Origin of the sequence: Trinickia violacea, assembly GCF_005280735.1 — a bacterium.
GTDB classification, from domain to species: Bacteria; Pseudomonadota; Gammaproteobacteria; order Burkholderiales; family Burkholderiaceae; genus Trinickia_A; species Trinickia_A violacea.
The window spans coordinates 4,520,738-4,540,106 of sequence record NZ_CP040077.1 but is presented as its reverse complement, the minus strand read 5'-3'; the positions used below and the strand labels follow the sequence as shown (position 1 = coordinate 4,540,106).

The 19,369-nt window shown below is 66.5% G+C and carries 18 protein-coding genes; all 18 read left to right on the top strand.

Annotation, left to right across the window (positions count from 1 at the left end; all coding sequences use genetic code 11):
• Nucleotides 1-2 precede the first annotated feature (2 nt).
• The 18 genes from FAZ95_RS20795 (at nt 3) to FAZ95_RS20710 (ending at nt 19,366) form a co-directional block, all read left to right on the top strand.
• The gene (locus FAZ95_RS20795; RefSeq protein WP_137334161.1) at nt 3-911 is read left to right on the top strand and encodes a class II glutamine amidotransferase; all 909 of its coding nucleotides are present in this window, start codon (nt 3-5) and stop codon (nt 909-911) included.
• Nucleotides 899-1,588, top strand: a complete 690-nt coding sequence (locus tag FAZ95_RS20790) for a GltB/FmdC/FwdC-like GXGXG domain-containing protein (protein ID WP_137334160.1) — start codon at nt 899-901, stop codon at nt 1,586-1,588. The genes FAZ95_RS20795 and FAZ95_RS20790 overlap by 13 nt, the downstream gene beginning before the upstream one ends.
• Nucleotides 1,589-1,626: 38 nt before the next feature.
• Nucleotides 1,627-2,985: an FMN-binding glutamate synthase family protein gene (locus tag FAZ95_RS20785; RefSeq protein WP_137334159.1), complete on the top strand. Its 1,359-nt coding sequence runs from the start codon at nt 1,627-1,629 to the stop codon at nt 2,983-2,985.
• Nucleotides 2,986-3,852: 867 nt separating this feature from the next.
• Nucleotides 3,853-5,286, top strand: a complete 1,434-nt coding sequence (locus FAZ95_RS20780; RefSeq protein WP_137334158.1) for an APC family permease — start codon at nt 3,853-3,855, stop codon at nt 5,284-5,286.
• Entirely contained in the window at nt 5,283-7,043 is a 1,761-nt protein-coding gene (locus FAZ95_RS20775; RefSeq protein WP_137334157.1) for a bifunctional protein-serine/threonine kinase/phosphatase, read from the top strand. Before FAZ95_RS20780 ends, FAZ95_RS20775 begins: the two co-directional genes overlap by 4 nt.
• A 145-nt stretch (nt 7,044-7,188) precedes the next feature.
• Nucleotides 7,189-7,878 carry a GntR family transcriptional regulator gene (locus FAZ95_RS20770; protein ID WP_137334156.1) on the top strand — a complete coding sequence of 230 codons (690 nt, stop codon included), beginning with the start codon at nt 7,189-7,191 and terminating at the stop codon, nt 7,876-7,878.
• 262 nt (nt 7,879-8,140) lie between these two features.
• The gene (locus tag FAZ95_RS20765) at nt 8,141-8,728 is read left to right on the top strand and encodes an amino acid synthesis family protein (protein ID WP_137334155.1); all 588 of its coding nucleotides are present in this window, start codon (nt 8,141-8,143) and stop codon (nt 8,726-8,728) included.
• A complete protein-coding gene (locus tag FAZ95_RS20760) occupies nt 8,718-9,566 on the top strand; it encodes an alpha/beta fold hydrolase (RefSeq protein ID WP_137334154.1) in 849 nt (282 codons plus the stop codon). Before FAZ95_RS20765 ends, FAZ95_RS20760 begins: the two co-directional genes overlap by 11 nt.
• Entirely contained in the window at nt 9,559-10,506 is a 948-nt protein-coding gene (locus FAZ95_RS20755; protein ID WP_137334153.1) for a flavin reductase, read from the top strand. The genes FAZ95_RS20760 and FAZ95_RS20755 overlap by 8 nt, the downstream gene beginning before the upstream one ends.
• A gap of 20 nt (nt 10,507-10,526) precedes the next feature.
• Nucleotides 10,527-11,570: an LLM class flavin-dependent oxidoreductase gene (locus tag FAZ95_RS20750; protein WP_137334152.1), complete on the top strand. Its 1,044-nt coding sequence runs from the start codon at nt 10,527-10,529 to the stop codon at nt 11,568-11,570.
• Nucleotides 11,571-11,631: 61 nt separating this feature from the next.
• On the top strand, nt 11,632-13,104 hold the full coding sequence (locus FAZ95_RS20745; protein WP_137334649.1) for an aldehyde dehydrogenase: 1,473 nt from the start codon (nt 11,632-11,634) through the stop codon (nt 13,102-13,104).
• Nucleotides 13,105-13,132: 28 nt separating this feature from the next.
• A complete protein-coding gene (locus FAZ95_RS20740; protein ID WP_137334151.1) occupies nt 13,133-13,447 on the top strand; it encodes an NIPSNAP family protein in 315 nt (104 codons plus the stop codon).
• Nucleotides 13,448-13,502: 55 nt separating this feature from the next.
• Nucleotides 13,503-14,549, top strand: a complete 1,047-nt coding sequence (locus tag FAZ95_RS20735) for an ABC transporter substrate-binding protein (protein WP_137334150.1) — start codon at nt 13,503-13,505, stop codon at nt 14,547-14,549.
• A gap of 85 nt (nt 14,550-14,634) precedes the next feature.
• On the top strand, nt 14,635-15,522 hold the full coding sequence (locus tag FAZ95_RS20730) for an ABC transporter permease (protein WP_137334149.1): 888 nt from the start codon (nt 14,635-14,637) through the stop codon (nt 15,520-15,522).
• Between the two features lies 1 nt (nt 15,523).
• Nucleotides 15,524-16,324, top strand: a complete 801-nt coding sequence (locus FAZ95_RS20725; RefSeq protein ID WP_137334148.1) for an ABC transporter permease — start codon at nt 15,524-15,526, stop codon at nt 16,322-16,324.
• 22 nt (nt 16,325-16,346) lie between these two features.
• The gene (locus FAZ95_RS20720) at nt 16,347-17,432 is read left to right on the top strand and encodes an ABC transporter ATP-binding protein (protein WP_137334147.1); all 1,086 of its coding nucleotides are present in this window, start codon (nt 16,347-16,349) and stop codon (nt 17,430-17,432) included.
• Nucleotides 17,433-17,454: 22 nt separating this feature from the next.
• Nucleotides 17,455-18,129 (top strand): GntR family transcriptional regulator, encoded by a 675-nt coding sequence (locus FAZ95_RS20715; RefSeq protein WP_137334146.1) that lies wholly within the window; start codon nt 17,455-17,457, stop codon nt 18,127-18,129.
• A 115-nt stretch (nt 18,130-18,244) separates the two neighbouring features.
• A complete protein-coding gene (locus FAZ95_RS20710; RefSeq protein ID WP_137334145.1) occupies nt 18,245-19,366 on the top strand; it encodes a porin in 1,122 nt (373 codons plus the stop codon).
• Nucleotides 19,367-19,369: the final 3 nt, after the last annotated feature.

Genomic DNA, 19,369 nt, shown 5'->3' with positions numbered 1-19,369 from the left:
ATATGTGCGGAATCGTAGGGTTGCTGGTGAAGACGCCGGCACTACGCGAACGGCTCGGCGAGCTGATGGTGCCGATGCTGATCGGCATGACCGAGCGCGGCCCGGACTCGGCGGGGCTCGCCGTCTTCGGCAAGGCCGTCGATGCTCACCAGCGCAAGCTCAGCCTCTACTCGGGCTTCACCGAGGAGGGCGAGCGCTTCGCTTGGGGCAAGCTCTTCGACGCGCTGAATGCCGCGATGGACGTCACGGCGCGCATCGAAGCGAAAGGCAACCACGCCGTGCTGACGCTGCAAGGCAGTGCCGAGACCGTGAAAAGCTGGCTGCGCGAGCATTACCCGAAGCTCTATCTGCTCTCGACCGGCCGCTCGATCGACCTCTACAAGGACATCGGCTTGCCCGCGCAGATCGCGCAGCGTTACGGCTTCGCGAACCTGAAGGGCTCGCATCTGGTCGGCCATACGCGGATGGCGACCGAATCGGCGGTCACGCCCGATCGCGCGCATCCGTTCACGGCGGGCGAGGACTTCTGCCTCGTCCATAACGGGTCGCTCTCGAACGCGCATGGCGTGCGGCGCAAGCTCGAGCCCGAGGGCATTCACTTCGACACCGACAACGACACCGAAGCCGCGTGCCGCTTTCTCGAATGGCGGCTGCGCGAAGGCGACACGCTGCCGGATGCGTTGCAGAAGGGCTTCGAAGAGCTCGACGGCTTCTACACCTTCCTGATGGGCACGACGACGGAGCTTGCGCTGATCCGCGATCCGTTCGCCTGCAAGCCCGCCATGGTCGCGGAGAACGACGACTACGTGGCGATCGCCTCCGAGTTCCGCTCGCTCGCGCATCTGCCCGACATCAAGCACGCGAAGGTCTTCGAACCCGCACCCGAGGAGATGTATGTATGGAAAGCGTGACATTCGACCTTGAGTCCACGCCGGTCAGGGCAGTGAATCAGTACTTGCACGGATCCAGCGCCGAATTGAACGGCCGGCGGGTCACCGTGACCTCGCCCAACGGCGCGCACAACATCGCCGTCGGCGTCGATGCCGAGGTGAGCATCACGATCGACGGCCACGCCGGCTACTACGCGGGCGGCATGAACAAGCACGCGACGATCGTCATCGAAGGCAGCGCCGGGACCGGCGTCGCCGAAAACATGATGAGCGGCAAGGTGCACGTGAAGGGCTTTGCCTCGAACGGCGCGGGCGCGTCCGCGCACGGCGGGCTGCTCGTCATCGACGGCGACGCGGGCCTGCGCTGCGGGATTTCGCTGAAGGGCGGCGACATCGTCGTCGGCGGCTCGGTCGGCAGTTTCTCGGCGTTCATGGCGCAGGCGGGCCGCATGGTGATCTGCGGCGACGCCGGCGACGCGCTCGGCGACTCGCTCTACGAAGCGGTGCTGTACGTGAAGGGCGAAGTGAAATCGCTCGGCGCGGACGCGCAGTTCGAGCCGATGACCGAGGCGGACGTGACCGCCGTCGCCGCGCTGCTCGACGCGGCGGGGCTCGTGCACGATCCGCGTGCATTCAAGCGCATCGCTTCGGCCCGCACGCTCTATCACTGGAACGCCGACGCCGACCAGGAATATTGAGCCCCCCGTTGAACACCCCGATTTTCGAGAACGTCCCCATGGAAAAGCCCGTTCATTTCGCCCGCTTGCAGCAGGAAGAGTCGCAAGGCTACGACCGCAAGACGATCGACTACATCCACACGGCCGCGCAGCGCGGTCTCTATGAAATCCGCGGCCTCGGCGCGAAGCGGCACGTGCCGCACTTCGACGATCTGCTGTTTCTCGGCGCGTCGCTGTCGCGCTATCCGCTCGAAGGCTATCGCGAGAAATGCACGACGCAGACCGTGCTTGGCACACGTTTTGCGAGTAAACCGGTCGTGCTCGACATCCCGATCACGATCGCCGGCATGAGCTTCGGCGCGCTGTCGGCGAACGTGAAGGAAGCGCTGGGCCGCGCGGCGACGGCGGCCGGCACCTCGACGACGACCGGCGACGGCGGCATGACGCAGGAAGAGCGCCGCTCGTCGAAGACGCTCGTCTATCAGTGCCTGCCGTCGCGCTATGGCTTCAACCCGGACGACGTGCGCCGCGCCGACGCGATCGAGGTCGTGATCGGCCAGGGCGCGAAGCCGGGCGGCGGCGGCATGCTGCTCGGGCAGAAGGTGAACCCGCGCGTGGCTGCGATGCGCACGCTGCCGGCGGGCGTGGATCAGCGCTCGGCGAGCCGTCATCCGGACTGGACCGGTCCCGACGACCTCGCGATCAAGATCCAGGAGCTGCGCGAGATCACCGATTGGGAAAAGCCGATTTATGTGAAGGTCGGCGCGACGCGCACGTTCAACGACGTGAAGCTCGCGGTGCATGCGGGCGCGGACGTCGTGGTGATCGATGGGATGCAGGGAGGCACCGCGGCGACGCAAACGTGCTTCATCGAGAACGTCGGCATACCGACGCTGGCCGCGGTGCGGCAGGCCGTCGACGCGCTCGAGGACTTGAACATGAAGGGGCAGGTGCAGTTGATCGTGTCGGGCGGGATTCGCACGGGGGCGGACGTGGCGAAGGCGCTCGCGCTCGGCGCCGATGCGGTGGCGATCGGGCAGGGCGTGCTGATGGCGCTCGGCTGCAATAGCGACACCTACTTCAAGGATGGCGCGCTGCATCCGGCCGCTGCGGACTATGCGGCGCTCAATACCGCGCCGGGGTTTTGTCATCACTGTCATACGGGTAAGTGTCCCGTTGGTGTGACTACGCAGGATGCGGTGCTCGAGCAGCGTGTGCAACCGGAAGAAGGGGCGCGGCGCGTGCGCAACTATCTGAAGACGCTGAACATGGAACTGGCGACGATTGCGCGCGCCTGCGGTAAGCAGAACGTGCATCACCTTGAGCCCGAGGACCTCGTGGCGTTGACCGTCGAGGCGGCGGCGATGGCGCGTGTTCCGCTCGCCGGCACGGCTTGGATTCCGGGTTTGGGGAGCTAATAAGGTTTGCTAACGGTTTCGGTTGCGTGGTTTGTTCGGAGGGTCGGTAGGTTGGGGTTTGGCGTGCAACTTTGAATTCGCGGCGGGTGCTGGGGTTGTGTCGTTTTGCTTGGGTTTGTGGTGCAACTTTGAATTCGCGGCGTTCCGTATGGTCCGTCCCTCCCCGGGACCGGGGTTACTTTTGTCCTTGCCAAAAGTAACCAAAAGCGCGTCCTGGGCGGACGGCCTAGCCCGGAGGCACTCAACCCTGTTAGACCCGGTGTACGGAGTGCAACCGTGGGAGACCGTTGTTGCTCGACGGGCGACCCGTTAGTACGCGGCACGGGATTGCGCCCATACGAAATAAATCGACGCCATCGATTTGGTGGCGCCCCCCGTTGCCTGCGATTGGAAATGAGTGCGAGCGCATGTGGCGCATCGCAAGACAAGGCGCTTCAGGCCTTTGCGGAACACCGGCATTGATTTGACGCGAACGGACGAAATTCTGTGCCGCGTGCTACTCGGACTCACGGCGAGCAATAACGGTTTCCCACGGTTGCACTCGGGATATCGGTACTAACAGGGTTGAGTGCCTCCGGGCGAGCCGTCCGGCGAGGACGCGCTTTTGGTTACTTTTGGCAAGGACAAAAGTGACCCCGGTCCCGGGGAGGGACGGACTGTACGGAACGCCGCGAATTCAAAGTTGCACGCCAACCCCTAACGGCCCGAAGGAAGGCAACCAGCACGCCAACCGCAAACGAACCGAAGCAAGGCAACCAGCACAACAACCGCAAACAGACCAGAAACCCGAAACCAGTTTTGCCAGCAAGCCTACGGCGACCAAGTTCAAGCATTGAGCAACCAACTTTGACGACAGGAGAGTCCAGCATGAGCGCTATGCCGCAACCAACCTCGGTTTCTTCATCATCCGCCGATCTTCGATCATCAAGCCTGGGCTTCATGGAGACCATCGGCCAATCGCTGGCCAACATCTCTCCCACGCTGACACCGTCGATCAACGTCGTAGCGGTTGCGGCGCTGGCCGGCGCAGGCAGCTGGCTCGTCTACGGCCTGTCGACACTCGGCCTCATGTTCGTCAGCCTCAACATCGCCGTGCTGGCGAGCCGCTTCGCCGCAGCCGGCTCGTTCTTCATCTTCATCTCGCGCTCGCTCGGGCCGATCGCGGGCGGCATCGCGGGTTGGGGGCTGATCGCCGCGTACACCGGCACCGCAATGGGCGTGCTCGCCGGCGAGGCCATCTTCGTGCAGAACGCGTTCACGCCGTTCGGCATCGCCGTGCCGACGTGGCTGATCTACGTCGTCAGCGCGGCACTCGCGTGGTTCCTCTCGTCGCGCGACATCAAGCTGTCGTCGCGCCTGAGCCTCGCGATCGAGGCCGCGTCGATCACGATCGTCGGCGGCGTGCTGTTCGTGGTCTTCTATCAGCATCCGGAGCGCATCGTCGATCATGCGCAGCTGTCGCTGCAGGGCACGACGCCTAAGGGGATGGCCGAGGCGATGGTGCTCGGCATCTTCTCGTTCGTCGGCTTCGAGAGCGCCGCGTCGCTCGGCAAGGAAACCAAGAACCCGCTGAAGGCAATTCCGCGCGCGATTATCTGGAGCATGGTGGTGGCGGGCGCGTTCTTCATGTTCGTCGCCTACTCGATGGTCGTCGCCTACGGCGGCGACGTGGCCAAGCTCGGCGCCGATACCGCGCCGCTCCAGACGCTGCTCAAGGGCCTTGGCGCGCCGGCGCTCGCGCCGCTGTTCTACCTGATCGCATCGGTGAGCGCGTTCGCCTGCGTGCTGGCCTCGATCAACGCCGCGAGCCGGCTGCTGTTCTCGATGGGCCGATATCAGTTCGTCCATCGCTCGATGGGCATGGTCCACACGAAGCACCAGACGCCGCACTACGCGGTGGCCTTCGCCGCGATCCTCTCGCTCGTGGTGAATCTCGCGCTCTTGGGCACCGGCGCGCTGAACACGTTCGGCTATACGAGCACGTTCGCGACCTTCGGCTTCATCGTGGCCTACTTCCTGATCTCGGTGTCGGCGCCGATTTACTTGAAGAAGCAAGGGCAGCTCAAGCTCGCCAATGTCGTGGTGGGCATCCTGGGCGCGGTCGCGATGATCGGCGGGTTCTTCGGCAGCGTCTATCCGGTTCCCGACTGGCCGTACAACCTCCTGCCCTATCTGTTCGTCGCCTACATGGCGTTCGGCCTGATCTGGCTCGCGATGCTGAAGAAGCGCGCGCCGCAGGTTCTCGATAAGATCGAGCACGACCTCGAATCGAGTGAGGCCGCGATTTTCGACAGGAAATGACCGAAACCCTCCGCGCCGATGCCGATGCCGATGCCGATGCCGTCGAACGGGCCTGCCTGACATTGCGGCCCGAGCGCGGCGAATGTCCCGCGCTCGACATTGCCTTCATTTCGGGGGCGGGCAGGGGCGGGCGCAATGAGGACTACGTCGGTGTCATGCTCGGCGACGTCATGCAGCGCTCGGTGCGCGGCAGCGTGGTCGCGCTGGCCGATGGCATGAGCGGCGGACGGGGCGGGCGCGTGGCTGCCGAGCTCGCCGTGCGCAGCTTCATCGACGGCTACTACGCGCCGCCCGACACGCTCTCGCCCGAAGCCGCCGCGTCGCGCGCGCTGAACGCGATTCACCGCTGGCTGCACCAGATCGGCCGCAGCGATGCCGAGCTGAGCCTGATGGCGGCATGCTTCGCGGCGCTCGTGGTCAGGGGCGGCGCGGCCTGGCTGATCAGCGCGGGCGACGTGCGGCTCTATCAGATGCGCGGCGGCGAACTCTCGCAGCTCGGCGGCGACGACGTCACGGACGTGCCGTTCGGCGCCTTCGTCGCCCAAGCGATCGGATTGCAGAGCGCACTGGTGACGCGCATCGAGAGCTGGGCGCTCCAGGAAGGCGACCGCCTGCTGCTGTGCTCCGACGGGCTCTACCGGCGCGTGCCGGCGCGCGAGCTGCGGGCCGCGCTGTCGGCGCAGGCGCCGGCCGACGCGGTGGCGCAGCGCCTGATCCAAACGGCGCGCTCGCGCGGATCGGCCGATGACATCTCGGCGGCCGTGATCGACGTGCGTAGCGTTCCGGTCCTCGACTATGGCTATCTCGAAGGCGTGCTCGGCGATCTGCCGATTCTTGCCGTTCCCGCGTGCGGGGAGGTCGTCGACGGCTATGCGCTAACCACGATCCTGAGCGACGGCCGCTACTCGCGGATCTTCATCGGCCACGATCTCGCCGAGCCGAAGACGCGGCTCGCGCTCAAGTTCCCGAAGCCGCGCGTCGAAGAGGATGCCAACGTGCGTCAGTCGCTCGTCCGGGAGCGATGGCTTGCCGGGAAGATCGGCGACAAGAACGTGCTGGCGCCAAGCGCGGTCGATCCCGCGCGGCAGAGCCGCCTCTATGTGGTGATGCCGTTTCTCGACGGCCTGCCGCTCGAGACGCTGATCACGCCAGCGCCGATGTCCCTGACGCGCGGGCTGGCGATCGCACGGCAGCTCGGTAGCGCGATCCACGCGCTGAATCGCCAGGGCATCTTTCATCGCGACATCAAGCCCGAGAACATCCTCGTGCTGCCCGATGACAGCGTGAGGCTTCTCGACCTCGGCTTCGCCTACATGCCGGGCGTGCTCGCGCCGGGGCCGCTTGCCGCGCCCGGCACGCCGGCCTACATGGCGCCCGAGCTGATCAAAGGCGCGCAGGGCGATGCGCGCTCCGAGGTCTTCGCGTTCGGCGTCACCTTGTACCGCACCTTCAGCGGCGGGCGCTCGCCATACGGCTTCAACGGCCGAGTGCCGCTGCATCACCACCGGCCCGACCTTCCCGGCTGGCTCGACCTCGTGCTCGAAAAGGCGATGCAGACCGATCCGGAGCGCCGCTATCAAGATGCGCTCGAAGTCTGCGCCGACCTCGATCGTTTCGCTGCTGGAGGCGGCGAGACGGAGCCGGCGATGGCAAGGCCGTGGATCGAGCGCAGTCCGGTGACGTTCTGGCAGACGGTGGCTTTGGTTCTGCTGATTCTGTTGCTGATATCGCTCGTGCGCGGGCTCGGAGGAACTTGAGAGCGGGCGGGCGCGGCCGAGAGCCTGACCGGCTCGACAGGGCCCATGGCGAGTTGGACGATAATATGGCATCCCAGCGCGGGCGCTTCGGCCCATCGAAGCCGCGCGCGGGCCTTCGTCCTTCTCTTCTCGCTTTTTGCCTCCCATGTCGAACCTCAAAATCGAGCGCACTGCCAAGACGCTTCGCGAACTCACGCTGGACAAGCTGCGCAGCGCGATCGTGCAAGGCTATTTCCGTCCGGGCGACCGGCTCGTCGAGCGGACCTTGTGCGATGAGCTCGGGGTGAGCCGCACGGTGGTGCGCGAAGTGCTGCGGCATCTGGAGACCGAAGGGCTCGTCGAGACCGTGGCGCGGCAAGGGCCGATCGTCGCGCGGCTCGACCCGGCGCAGGTCGGCGAGATCTACGAGTTGCGCAGCTTGCTGGAAGCGAACGCCGCACGCGCCTGCGCCGAGCGGGCGACGCCCGCGCTCGTCAACGAGCTGCGCGCGATCCGCAAGACGGTCGAGGACGCGTTCCAGCAGGACGATTGGCCGAGCGTGCTCGAATGCACCGAGCGTTTCTACGAAGCGATGTTCGACGGCGCGGGCAAGCAGGTCTCGCTGGCCGTCGTCAAATCGCTGAACGCGCGGATCAACCGGCTGCGCGCCTTGACCATCGCGGTGCCGGGCCGCCGCGACGAGTCGAATCGCGAGATGAACGTGCTGCTCGATGCGATCGAGCGGCGCGACGGGGAGGCCGCGGCGGCGGCGTCGGCGGCGCATATCCGGCGCACGTCCGAGCTTGCGCTGCATGCGCTCGAACAGCAGCAAGACCAGGCGGCCAGCAGCGCCTGAGCGGCGCTCGACTGGTCTTGCCCGCAGGCCGCCGGTATCCGGCGGCTTTTTTTGCGCTTCTGTTTCACCGTTCGCGGTCACCTGCGACGTGCATTGCTGCACCGCAACCGACTATCGCAGCCCGGTTTTCGTGCCCGAAAAAGCATCAGTCAAATTATGGTATTCCATAATATTGAAATGCTTGGATCGGCCAATAAGATGGCATACCATAATCTCAACAAGCGGCACCAACGGGCACGAGCCCATCGCAAGGAGAACTGGTATGAGATTGGAGATGCGCAAGCTGGTCACCTACGCCGAGACGACGTTCATCGAAGGCGGCAAGGACGCGGCTCAGCCGTTGAAGCTGTTCGGCGCGGCCGCCGTGATCCGCAATCCGTGGGCCGGCCGCGGTTTCGTCGAAGACCTGAAGCCGGAAATCCACGCGCTCGCGCCGCAGCTCGGCGAGATCCTGACCGCCGAAATGCTGCGCCTCGCGGGCGGCGGCGAGGCTGTCGAGGGCTACGGCAAGGCGGCGATCGTCGGCACCTCGGGCGAGGTCGAGCATGCGTCGGCGCTGATCCACACGCTGCGCTTCGGCAACAAGTACCGCGAAGCGGTCGGCGCGAAGAGCTACCTCGCCTTCACGAATCTGCGCGGCGGCCCGAACTGCCCGATCTCGATCCCGCTCATGCACAAGCACGACGAAGGCATGCGCTCGCACTACCTGACCGTGCAGTTCTCGATCACCGATGCGCCCGCGCCCGACGAGATCGTGATCGCGCTGGGCGCGTCGGTGGGCGGCCGTCCGCATCACCGGATCGGCGACCGCTATCAGGATCTGAAGGAGCTCGCGGGACATGAAGCCTGAGATCGCCGCACTCGCCCCGCCCGTGCGCAGCGGCGTCGCCGCGGGCACGAGCTACAGCGTCTACGCCTCGCGCGCCGACGATGCCGGGAAGCGCGCGACCGTCGTGCTGATCCACGGCGTGGGCATGAACCAGAGCGTGTGGGCGCCGCAGGTCGATGCGCTTTGCGACGAGTTCGACGTCGTCGTCTACGACATGCTGGGGCACGGCCGCAGCGCGCTGCCGTCGCCGGCTGCACGGCTCGACGAGTACGCGGCACAACTCGCGCTGCTGCTCGACACGCTCGACGTCGAAGCCGCCCATGTCGTCGGGCATTCGATGGGGGCGCTCGTCGCGCTCGAGTTCGCGCTGACGTACCCGGATCGCACCTTGAGCGTCGCCGCGCTGAATGCGGTCTACGACCGCACGCCCGAGCAGCGCCAAGCGGTGATGAGCCGCGCGGAAACGCTCGACGACGCGACCTTCCTCCCCGGCATCGATGCGACGCTCGCGCGCTGGTTCGGCGACCCCGTGCCCGGCCATCTGACCGGAGCAGCGCAGGCCGTGCGCACGCTGCTGATGTCGGTCGACCCGATCGGCTACCAGCGCACCTATCGGCTGTTCGCGAGCGCCGACGGCGCGCACGTCGGGCGCCTCGAACGGCTCGCCGTGCCCGCGCTCTTCCTCACCGGCGAGCACGACCCGAACTCGAGTCCGGCGATGTCGCTGGCGATGGCGGCGGCGGCCCCCGGCGGCCGCGCCGAGATCATCGCGAACGAGCGCCACATGATGAACGTGACCGAGCCGGCGCTCGTCAACGAACGGCTGCTGGCGTTCCTCAAAGGAGCCCATCATGGATGAGCCCGTTTTTGATGCTGCGGAATTCCGTCGCGCGCTCGGCGCGTTCGTGACGGGCGTCACCGTCGTCACGACGATTCAGCCCGACGGCTCGCCGCGCGGCTTCACCGCGAACTCGTTCACGTCGGTGTCGCTCGATCCGCCTTTGGTTCTCGTCTGCATCGCGAAGACGGCGTCGAGCTACGCAGTGTTTTCCGCGACGAAGCGCTTCGCCGTGAGCGTGCTCGCGGAGGATCAGAAGAGCGTGTCCGGCGTGTTCGCTTCGAAGGCCGCCGACAAGTTCGCGCAAGTGGCCTGGCGTGCGCGCGTCACCGGCGCGCCGGTGATGGACGGCGCGGCCGCGAGCTTCGACTGCACGACGCACGAGGTGATCGATGCGGGCGACCACATCATCCTGCTCGGGCGCGTGGTCGACTTCGCGCACACGAGCTCGACGCCGCTCGGTTATTGCCGCGGCGCGTACGTGAACTTCAGCCTGTCGCAGGACGCATTGGCGGCGGCGGGGCAGCGCGCGCGCGTCGGCGCGATCCTCGAGCATCCGCGCGGGCTCGTGCTCGTGGCGACCCCGCAAGGGCTTCAGCTGCCGGCCGGCACCCGCCTCGAACCTGCAACCGATGCGGGCAGCCTGCACGGCGTGCTGGCGAAGCTCAAGCTCGACGCCCATCTCGACTTTTTGTTCGCGGTGTTCGAAGCGAGCGGCGGGCCGGCGCCGGGCGTGCAGATCTATTACCGAGGACGCGTGCTCGACGACGAGGCCGCCGGCGATGCCGCGAGCCCGGTACGCATCGTGCCGCTCAACGCGATTCCGTGGAGCGAGCTGCACGACGACGCGGTGCGCTCGATGCTCGAGCGCTACGTGCGCGAGCGCAGCGAGGACGCATTCGGCATCTACGTCGGCGACAGCGAGGCGGGCACGGTGCAGCCGCTGGCGTTCGCGCACTGAGATATAGCGGAGAAAACATCATGAAGTTTTCGTTGTTCCTGCATATGGAGCGGTACGACACGAGCACGTCGCACCGCGAGCTGTTCGACCAGATGACCGAACTCGTCCAGCTCGCCGAGCGCGGCGGTTTCGAGACGGCCTGGATCGGCGAGCACCACGCGATGGAGTTCACGATCGCGCCGAACCCGTTCGTGAACCTCGCGTACCTGGCCGCGAAGACCGAGCGTATCCGTCTCGGCACCGGCACGGTGATCGCGCCGTTCTGGCATCCGATCGCGCTGGCCGGCGAGGCGGGCATGGTCGACGTCGCGAGCAACGGCCGCCTCGACCTCGGTATCGCGCGCGGCGCCTACTCGTTCGAGTACGAGCGTCTCTTGCCCGGTCTCGACGCGATGAGCGCAGGCGCTCGCATGCGTGAACTGGTGCCGGCATTGCGCAAGCTGTTCGCGGGCGACTACGCGCATCAGGGCGAATTCTGGTCGTGGCCCGCGTCGACCCCGGTGCCGCGTCCGGTCCAGGCGCCGCACCCGCCGATGTGGCTCGCCGCACGCGATCCGAATTCGCACGCTTTCGCGGTGGCGAACGGCTGCAACGTCCAGGTGACGTCGCTGGCGACTGGCGATGCAGAAGTCGTGAGCCTGATGGAGCGCTTCAACGCCGCCTGCGCCGCGAATCCCGACGTGCCGCGCCCGCAAGTGATGATGCTGATGCATACGTTCGTCGGCGCGAATTCCGCCGAAGTGGATGCCGCCGTCGAAGACCTCGCGCGCTTCTATCGCTACTTCAGCAAGTGGTTCAAGAACGAGCGCCCGATCGAGCAGGGCTTCATCGAGCCGCTGACCGATGCCGACGTCGCGATGTTCCCGCAGTACTCGCTCGATGCGATCCGCAAGAACCTCGTGATCGGCGAGCCGAAGGACGTGATCGCGCGCTTGAAGGGCTACGAGGAGCTTGGCTACGACCAGTACAGCTTCTGGCTCGACAGCCACATGAGCTTCGAGCGCAAGCGCAAGTCGCTCGAGCTGTTCATCTCCGACGTGATGCCGGCGTTTAGCCAGCGTTAAAGGCGCGTCACTCGACGATCCCAGCAAACGGATTGGAGCAGCCGACATGACCCAGACCAAAATGGCCCAGCGTTTCCAGCAATACATCGACGGCGCATTCGAAGACGCGAGCGAGCACTTCGACAGCGTCAACCCCGCCACCGGCGAAGTCTGGGCGCGGATGCCGGCAGCGAGCGCGGCCGACGTCGACCGCGCCGTGCGCGCCGCGCATCGCGCGCTGACCGATCCGGCGTGGGCTGGCCTCACCGCGAGCGCGCGCGGCAAGCTGCTGTACCGGCTCGCGGAGCTCGTCGCCGAGCACGCTCCCCGGCTCGCCGAACTGGAGACGCAGGACACCGGCAAGATCATCCGCGAGACGCGCGCGCAGATCGGCTATGTCGCCGACTACTACCGCTACTACGCGGGCGTCGCCGACAAGATCCAGGGCGCGTGGCTGCCCGTCGACAAGCCCGACATGGAAGTGACGCTGCGGCGCGAGCCGGTCGGCGTGGTCGCGGCCGTCGTGCCTTGGAACTCGCAGCTGTTTCTGTCGGCCGTGAAAGTGGGGCCCGCGCTCGCGGCCGGCTGCACGATCGTGCTCAAGGCGTCGGAAGACGGCCCCGCGCCGCTGCTCGAATTCGCGCGGCTCGTGCATGAGGCAGGGTTTCCGGCGGGCGTCGTGAACGTCGTGACCGGCTTCGGCAACGATTGCGGCCGCACGCTGACGAGCCATCCGCTCGTCTCGAAGATCGCGTTCACGGGCGGCCCCGAGACCGCGCGCCACGTCGTGCGCAACTCGGCCGAGAACCTCGCGGCGACCTCGCTCGAACTCGGCGGCAAGTCGCCGGTGCTCGTGTTCGACGACGCCGATCTCGACAGCGCGGCCAACGCGGTCGTCGCCGGCATCTTCGCGGCGACGGGCCAGAGCTGCGTCGCGGGCTCGCGTCTCGTCGTGCAGCGGGGGATCCACGATGCGCTTCTCGCGCGTCTTGCCGCCAAGGCCGAGGCGATTCGCATCGGCGATCCGCAGGACCCGGCCACGGAGATGGGGCCGCTCGCGACGTCGCGGCAGCGCGAGCATGTCGAGCGCGTGCTGCGCGCGAGCGTCGAGGCGGGCGCGCGCATCGTCACGGGCGGGCACGTGCCGCACGAATTCACGCGAGGGTTCTACTTCCGCCCGACGATCGTCGATTGCCCGCATCCGCGTGTGCCGAGCGTCGAGCAGGAGTTGTTCGGCCCGGTGCTCAGCGTCGTGACGTTCGATACCGAAGCCGATGCCGTCGCGCTGGCCAACGACACGCGCTACGGCCTCGCCTCCGGCGTCTTCACGCGCGACCTGACGCGGGCGCACCGCCTCACGCGTGCGCTGCGCGCGGGCATCGTCTGGGTCAACACGTACCGCGCGGTGTCGCCGATCGTGCCGTTCGGCGGCTATGGGCTGAGCGGCCTCGGCCGCGAAGGCGGGCTCGACGCCGTGCTCGACTACACGCGCACGAAATCGGTTTGGATCCGCACCTCGGACGAGCCGATCGCCGACCCGTTCGTGATGCGCTGACGCATAGGCGCACTGGAGAGAGACACCCATGTACTACGAAATCCGCACCTACCGGATCAAGACCGGCGCCGTGCCCGCCTATCTGAAGCTCGTCGAGGAAGAGGGCATCGCGTTGCAGAAGCGCTACCTCGGCGAGCTGATCGGCTACTTCCATTCGGAGATCGGTCCGCTCAACGAGATCGTGCATATCTGGGCTTACCCGAGCCTCGACGAGCGCGAGCGCCGCCGCGCCGCGCTTGCCGAAGACCCGGCCTGGCAGGCGTTCGCGCCGAAGATCCAGGCCCTGATGGAAGAGATGAACAACAAGATCATGAAGCCGGCGCGCTTTTCGCCGCTGCAATGACACACGCCAACGATTGAGCCGCCGGCTCGCCAACTTAGTCAGCATGGAGATCTACATGAAGCGCAATTGGAGCAAGTCCGCCGCACCGCTCGCCGTTCCTCTCGCCGCCTGTGCGTGGCTGCTGGCCGCGGCGTCCGCGCCCGCCGCCGCCGCGGATTCGATCGTGTTCACGAGCTGGGGCGGCACCACGCAATCGTCGCAGCAGAAGGACTGGGCGCAGCCGTTCACGCAATCGACCGGCATCAACGTGCTGATGGACGGTCCGACTGACTACGGCAAGCTCAAGGCGATGGTCGAGAGCGGCAACGTCAACTGGGACGTGGTCGACGTCGAGGGCGACTTCGCCTACGCCGCGCAGAAGGACGGCCTGATCGAGCCGATCGACTACTCGGTCGTGAAGAAGGACGAGCTCGACCCGCGCTTCGCGTCGGCCGGCGCCGTCGGCAGCTTCTACTACTCGTTCGTGCTCGGCTACAACAAGGCGAGCTTCAAGGGCGCGCAGCCGCAGACCTGGGCCGACCTGTTCGACACCAAGAAATTTCCCGGCAAGCGCACGTTCTACAAGTGGTCCGCGCCGGGCGTGCTGGAGATCGCGCTGCTCGCCGACGGCGTGCCGGCCGACAAGCTCTATCCGCTCGATCTCGACCGCGCGTTCAAGAAGCTCGACACGATCAAGAGCGACATCGTCTGGTGGAGCGGCGGCGCGCAATCGCAGCAGCTGCTCGCCTCGGGCGAGGCGCCGATCGGCATGTTCTGGAACGGGCGGCTGCACGCGCTCGAGGAGACGGGCGTGCCGGTCGGCATCTCGTGGAACCAGAACCTGACGGCCGCCGACATGCTGGTGGTCCCGAAGGGCTCGAAGCACCGCGACGAGGCGATGAAGTACCTGGCCGCCGCGACGAGCGCGCAGGCTCAGGCGAAGTTCGCCGCCGACACGGGCTACGCGCCGGTCAACGTGAAGTCCGCCGCGCTGATGTCGCCGGCCGTGGCGAAGACGCTGCCGGATCAGTACAAGACTTCGCAGATCGATCTCGACATGAAGTACTGGGCGCAGAACCGCGATGCGATCGCCAAGCGCTGGTACGCGTGGCAGTCGAAGTGATGGAGCGGGGCGGCCGTTCGATGCGGCCGCGCTGGATGTCTCGGGGCTGCGCGGGGGAACGCTCCCGCACCGATTTGGAGTCACCATGCCTCACGTAATGAGTACCGCCGTGCCGCCGCCCGCCGCGCCCGCGCGCCGCCGCCGCGACTGGCGCAGCGTCCGGCTGCTGGCGCCCGCGCTGCTGCTGCTCGCGATCTTCTTCCTGCTGCCGGTGCTGTCGCTGCTGTTGCGCAGCGTGCTGGAGCCGGCGCCCGGGTTGCAGAACTACGCGCAGCTCGTCGGCTCGACCACCTACCTGCGCGTGTTCGGCAACACGTTCCTGGTCGCGACGGTGGTGACGGCCGTGACGCTCGCGGTCGGCTTTCCGACCGCCTGGCTGCTCGCGATCGCGCCGCGCAGGCTGTCGAGCGTGCTGTTCGCGATCATGCTGTTGTCGATGTGGACCAACCTGCTCGCGCGCACCTTCGCCTGGATGGTGCTGCTGCAAGCGACCGGCCCGATCAACCGCATGCTGATGGCGCTCGGCATCATCAGCGAGCCGCTCGTGCTCGTGAACAACCTGATCGGCGTGACGATCGGCATGACCTACATCATGCTGCCCTTCCTCGTCATGCCGCTGCACGCGACGCTGCGCGGCATCGACCCGTCGACGCTGCGCGCCGCTGCCGTGTGCGGCGCGAGCCGCTGGCAGGCGTTCTGGCGCGTGCTGGTGCCGCTCGCGATGCCGGGCATCGCGTCGGGTGCACTGATGGTGTTCGTGATGGCGCTCGGCTACTTCGTGACGCCCGCTTTGCTCGGGGGACCGTCGTACATGATGCTCGCGGAGCTGATCGCACAGCTCGTGCAGGAGCTTCTGAACTGGGGGCTCGCGGGCGCTGCGGCATTCGTGCTGCTCGCGGTGACGCTTGCGCTCTACGCGTTGCAACTGCGCTTCACCGGCGGAGCCGCACGCACCGCTTACGGAGATCGCTGACATGCTGCTCGATTTCGATCGTCTAGGCGCGCTGCGCTGGATGCTGCTCTCCGTCGGCGGCGCGGTCGCGCTGTTCCTGCTGCTGCCGATCGTGTTCATCGTCGCGCTTTCGTTCGGCGATTCGCAATGGCTGATCTTTCCGCCGCCGGGCTGGACGCTCGAGTGGTATCGGCAGCTGCTGACCGACTCCGGCTGGATCGACTCGCTGCTGACGAGCGCGAAGATCGCCGTGATCGTGACGGTGCTGTCGGTCGGCCTCGGCCTGCTTGCGTCGCTCGCGCTCGTGCGCGGCAAGTTTCGCGGACGCAACACGGTGAAGGCGTTCTTCCTGACGCCGATGGTGCTGCCCGTCGTCGTGCTGGCCGTCGCGCTCTACGCGTTCTTTCTGCGCATCGGCCTGAACGGCACGCTCGTCGGCTTCGTGATCGGCCATCTGATCATCGCGCTGCCGTTCTCGATCATCGCGATCAGCAACTCGCTGGAGAGCTTCGACGTGTCGCTCGAAGAGGCCGCGTCGATCTGCGGCGCGGGGCCGCTCGAAGTGAAGCTGCGCGTCACGCTGCCCGCGATCCGGCTCGGCCTGTTCGCCGCCGCGATCTTCTCGTTTCTCGCTTCGTGGGACGAAGTGGTGGTCTCGATCTTCATGGCGAGCCCCACGCTGCAGACGCTGCCGGTGCGGATCTGGTCGACGCTGCGCCAGGACCTGACGCCCGTGATCGCGGCTGCGTCGTCGCTCTTGGTCGGTCTGACCGTCGTGTTGATGTTGCTGGGCGCGCTCGTCAAGCGCACCCGGCAAGCGTGATGAATTAGGAGGTAAACGAGCCATGACTGCCGCATTCCTGCAAATCCAGCGCCTGCGCAAGACCTACGACCAGGTCGTCGCGATCGACCACGTCTCGCTCGACATCAAGAAGGGCGAGTTCATGACCTTCCTCGGGCCGTCGGGCTCGGGCAAGAGCACGACGCTCTACATCGTCGCCGGCTTCCAGGCGCCGACCGAGGGGCGCGTGCTGCTCGACGGCAAGCCGCTGCTCGAGGTGCCGCCGAACAAGCGCAACATCGGCATGGTGTTCCAGCGCTATACGCTGTTTCCGCATCTGAGCGTCGGCGAGAATGTCGCGTTTCCGCTGCGCGTGCGGCGGCGTCCCGAGGCTGAAGTGAAGGCGAAGGTCGAGAAGATGCTCAAGCTCGTGCATCTGTCCGAGTGCCGCGACCGGATGCCCGCGCAACTGTCGGGCGGCCAGCAGCAGCGCGTCGCGATCGCGCGGGCGCTCGCCTACGATCCGCCCGTGCTGCTGATGGACGAGCCGCTGTCCGCGCTCGACAAGAAGCTGCGCGAGGAGATCCAGCTGGAGCTGCGGCGCATCCACCAGGAAACCGGCGTGACGATTCTTTACGTAACGCACGACCAGGAAGAGGCGCTGCGCCTGTCGGATCGCATCGCCGTGTTCGACAAGGGGCGCATCCAGCAGGTCGGCAGCGGCGAGGATCTGTATGCGAACCCGGCTTCGCGCTTCGTCGCGAGCTTCATCGGCAACTCGAACTTCCTGCCGGTGCGCGTCACGTCCAACCGCGACGGCCGCGCGGACGGCGTGTTCCCGAACGGCCGCGCGGTCGCCGGCGGCAGCGTCAATGCGGCGCTCGCGGCCGGCGCCGACGGCACGCTGATGGTGCGGCCCGAGCAGATGCGCATCCGCGCGCAGCAGGCCGCGTCGAACGATGCAGGTCTGCCGGTGACGGTGCGCGACATCACCTATCTCGGCGACTCGCTGCACTACGCGGTGGCGACGCCGTGGCAGCAGGAGATCTCGATCCGGATGCCGGCGGGCGCGCGCCACGACAGCGGCCTCGCGATCGGCACGGAGGCGCTCGTCGAGTGGGACGCGCGTGACGCGCGTCTGTTCGCCTGAGCGAGCACGAAGGAAACTCACGATGAGCGGTCTCGTGCCTTCGCTGCGGGTCGAGCGGCCCACCACGACGCTGCGCGAGCTGGCGCTGGAGAAGATGCGCACGGCGATCGTCGATGCGCATTTTCATCCGGGCGAGCGGCTCGTCGAGCGCTCGCTCTGCGGCGAGCTGGGCGTGAGCCGCACGGTGGTGCGCGAGGTGCTGCGGCACCTGGAGACCGAAGGGCTCGTCGCGTCGTTGCCGAATCAGGGGCCGATCGTCGCGACGCTCGATGCGGACAAGGCCGCGCAGATCTACGAGATCCGCGGCCTGCTGGAAGGCGACGCCGCGCTCGCGTGTGCCGCGAGCGGAAGCGAGGCGGTCGCGGCGCGGCTCGCCGAGTGCGTGGCGAATATCGAGCGGGCCTTCGCCGCGCGCGACCATCAGACGGTGCTGGAGCAGACCGGCCGCTTCTACGAAGCGATGTTCGAGGGCGGCGGCAAGACGGTGTCGTGGGAGATCGTGCAGACGCTGAACGCGCGGATCAACCGCCTGCGAGCGCTGACGATCGCCTCGGACGACCGCGGCCGCCAGGCCGTCGCCGAGATGAAGTGCATCCTCGACGCGATCGCGGCGCGCGATCCGCAGCGCGCGCAGGCGGCGGCGCAGGCACACGTGCGGCGCGTGGCGGAGATCGCGGCGGCGCAACTGACGAAATAAAAAAGAGAGAGCGGGTTCCAGGATGTAACAACACTCACAACGGCAATCACGGCAACGGGAGATTTGAATGAGAAAGGCTTATGAATTTAAATTAGTAATCCGAATGATATCGGGGATGACGATCGCGGCAATCATGCCGAGCCTGGCGGCGGCGCAATCGTCGGTGAGCTTGTACGGCGTGATCGACGAGGGGATCGACTACGTCAACAACAGCGGCGGGCATCCGCTTTGGCGCATGCGTGACGGCACCTACGACGGCATGTACGGCAGCCGTTGGGGCCTGAAGGGGGAAGAGGATCTTGGCGGCGGACTGAAAGCGTTGTTCAAGCTCGAGTCTGGCTTCAGCCTCGAGAACGGCCAGTTGCGCCAAGGCGGCCGGGAGTTCGGCAGACAAGCCTACGTCGGGCTCTCGAAGGACACGCTCGGCACGGTGACGCTCGGGCGTCAGTACGATTCTGTCGTCGACTATGTTCAGCCCGTCACGGCTGCCGGCCAGATCGGCGGTCCGTTCATTCATGGCGGCGATATCGACAACACCGACAACTCGTTTCGCGTGAACAACGCGATCAAATACACGAGCCCGACGCTCGCCGGCGCCACGTTCGGCGGCATGTATGCGTTCACGAACTCCAATGCGCCCGGCGTCGGCACGACGGGGATGTGGAGCGTCGGAGCAAGCTACGCGCTCGGCGGGTTCAATGCCGGGGCGGCGTACTTCTATGCGAAGAATCCCGCGAGCTTGTTTCCCGACGGTAATTTCGTCGCCAACACCACGGGTTCTGCGATCGGAGCGAGCGGGCCGTTCAGCTATGTCGGCACTCCGAGCAACGAACAGATCGTCGGCGTGGGCGTCAGCTACACGGTCGGCGCGGCGTTGGTGGGCATCGATTACACGAACACGAAGTTCGACAATGCCAACGGCACCACGAGTTCTGTCACCTTTGCCAACTATGAGGCATGGGGCACGTACAACGTGACGCCCAACCTGTTGCTGGGCGCTGCCTACAGCTACACCGACGGCAAGGTCGACTACAACGACAGCTCGCCGAAGTATCACCAGGTGTCGCTGATGACGAGCTATTCGCTCTCGAAACGCACGACGCTCTACGCCATGGGCTCATTCCAGCAAGCGGCCGGCGCGGCGAAGAACGCCGACATCTTCGACTTTTCGATTGCCGATGCGTCCACCACCAACCGGCAACTGATGTTCCGGACCGGGATCGTGCACAAGTTCTGAACG

What these genes read in the sequence shown, in the direction of transcription:
- FAZ95_RS20795 (WP_137334161.1), top strand. Translation starts at nt 3, where the DNA reads ATGTGCGGAATCGTAGGGTTGCTGGTGAAGACGCCGGCACTACGCGAA.
- FAZ95_RS20730 (WP_137334149.1), top strand. Translation starts at nt 14,635, where the DNA reads ATGCCTCACGTAATGAGTACCGCCGTGCCGCCGCCCGCCGCGCCCGCG.
- FAZ95_RS20715 (WP_137334146.1), top strand. Translation starts at nt 17,455, where the DNA reads ATGAGCGGTCTCGTGCCTTCGCTGCGGGTCGAGCGGCCCACCACGACG.
- FAZ95_RS20785 (WP_137334159.1), top strand. Translation starts at nt 1,627, where the DNA reads ATGGAAAAGCCCGTTCATTTCGCCCGCTTGCAGCAGGAAGAGTCGCAA.
- FAZ95_RS20720 (WP_137334147.1), top strand. Translation starts at nt 16,347, where the DNA reads ATGACTGCCGCATTCCTGCAAATCCAGCGCCTGCGCAAGACCTACGAC.
- FAZ95_RS20740 (WP_137334151.1), top strand. Translation starts at nt 13,133, where the DNA reads ATGTACTACGAAATCCGCACCTACCGGATCAAGACCGGCGCCGTGCCC.
- FAZ95_RS20770 (WP_137334156.1), top strand. Translation starts at nt 7,189, where the DNA reads ATGTCGAACCTCAAAATCGAGCGCACTGCCAAGACGCTTCGCGAACTC.
- FAZ95_RS20735 (WP_137334150.1), top strand. Translation starts at nt 13,503, where the DNA reads ATGAAGCGCAATTGGAGCAAGTCCGCCGCACCGCTCGCCGTTCCTCTC.
- FAZ95_RS20760 (WP_137334154.1), top strand. Translation starts at nt 8,718, where the DNA reads ATGAAGCCTGAGATCGCCGCACTCGCCCCGCCCGTGCGCAGCGGCGTC.
- FAZ95_RS20790 (WP_137334160.1), top strand. Translation starts at nt 899, where the DNA reads ATGGAAAGCGTGACATTCGACCTTGAGTCCACGCCGGTCAGGGCAGTG.
- FAZ95_RS20780 (WP_137334158.1), top strand. Translation starts at nt 3,853, where the DNA reads ATGAGCGCTATGCCGCAACCAACCTCGGTTTCTTCATCATCCGCCGAT.
- FAZ95_RS20775 (WP_137334157.1), top strand. Translation starts at nt 5,283, where the DNA reads ATGACCGAAACCCTCCGCGCCGATGCCGATGCCGATGCCGATGCCGTC.
- FAZ95_RS20750 (WP_137334152.1), top strand. Translation starts at nt 10,527, where the DNA reads ATGAAGTTTTCGTTGTTCCTGCATATGGAGCGGTACGACACGAGCACG.
- FAZ95_RS20745 (WP_137334649.1), top strand. Translation starts at nt 11,632, where the DNA reads ATGGCCCAGCGTTTCCAGCAATACATCGACGGCGCATTCGAAGACGCG.
- FAZ95_RS20710 (WP_137334145.1), top strand. Translation starts at nt 18,245, where the DNA reads ATGACGATCGCGGCAATCATGCCGAGCCTGGCGGCGGCGCAATCGTCG.
- FAZ95_RS20755 (WP_137334153.1), top strand. Translation starts at nt 9,559, where the DNA reads ATGGATGAGCCCGTTTTTGATGCTGCGGAATTCCGTCGCGCGCTCGGC.
- FAZ95_RS20725 (WP_137334148.1), top strand. Translation starts at nt 15,524, where the DNA reads ATGCTGCTCGATTTCGATCGTCTAGGCGCGCTGCGCTGGATGCTGCTC.
- FAZ95_RS20765 (WP_137334155.1), top strand. Translation starts at nt 8,141, where the DNA reads ATGAGATTGGAGATGCGCAAGCTGGTCACCTACGCCGAGACGACGTTC.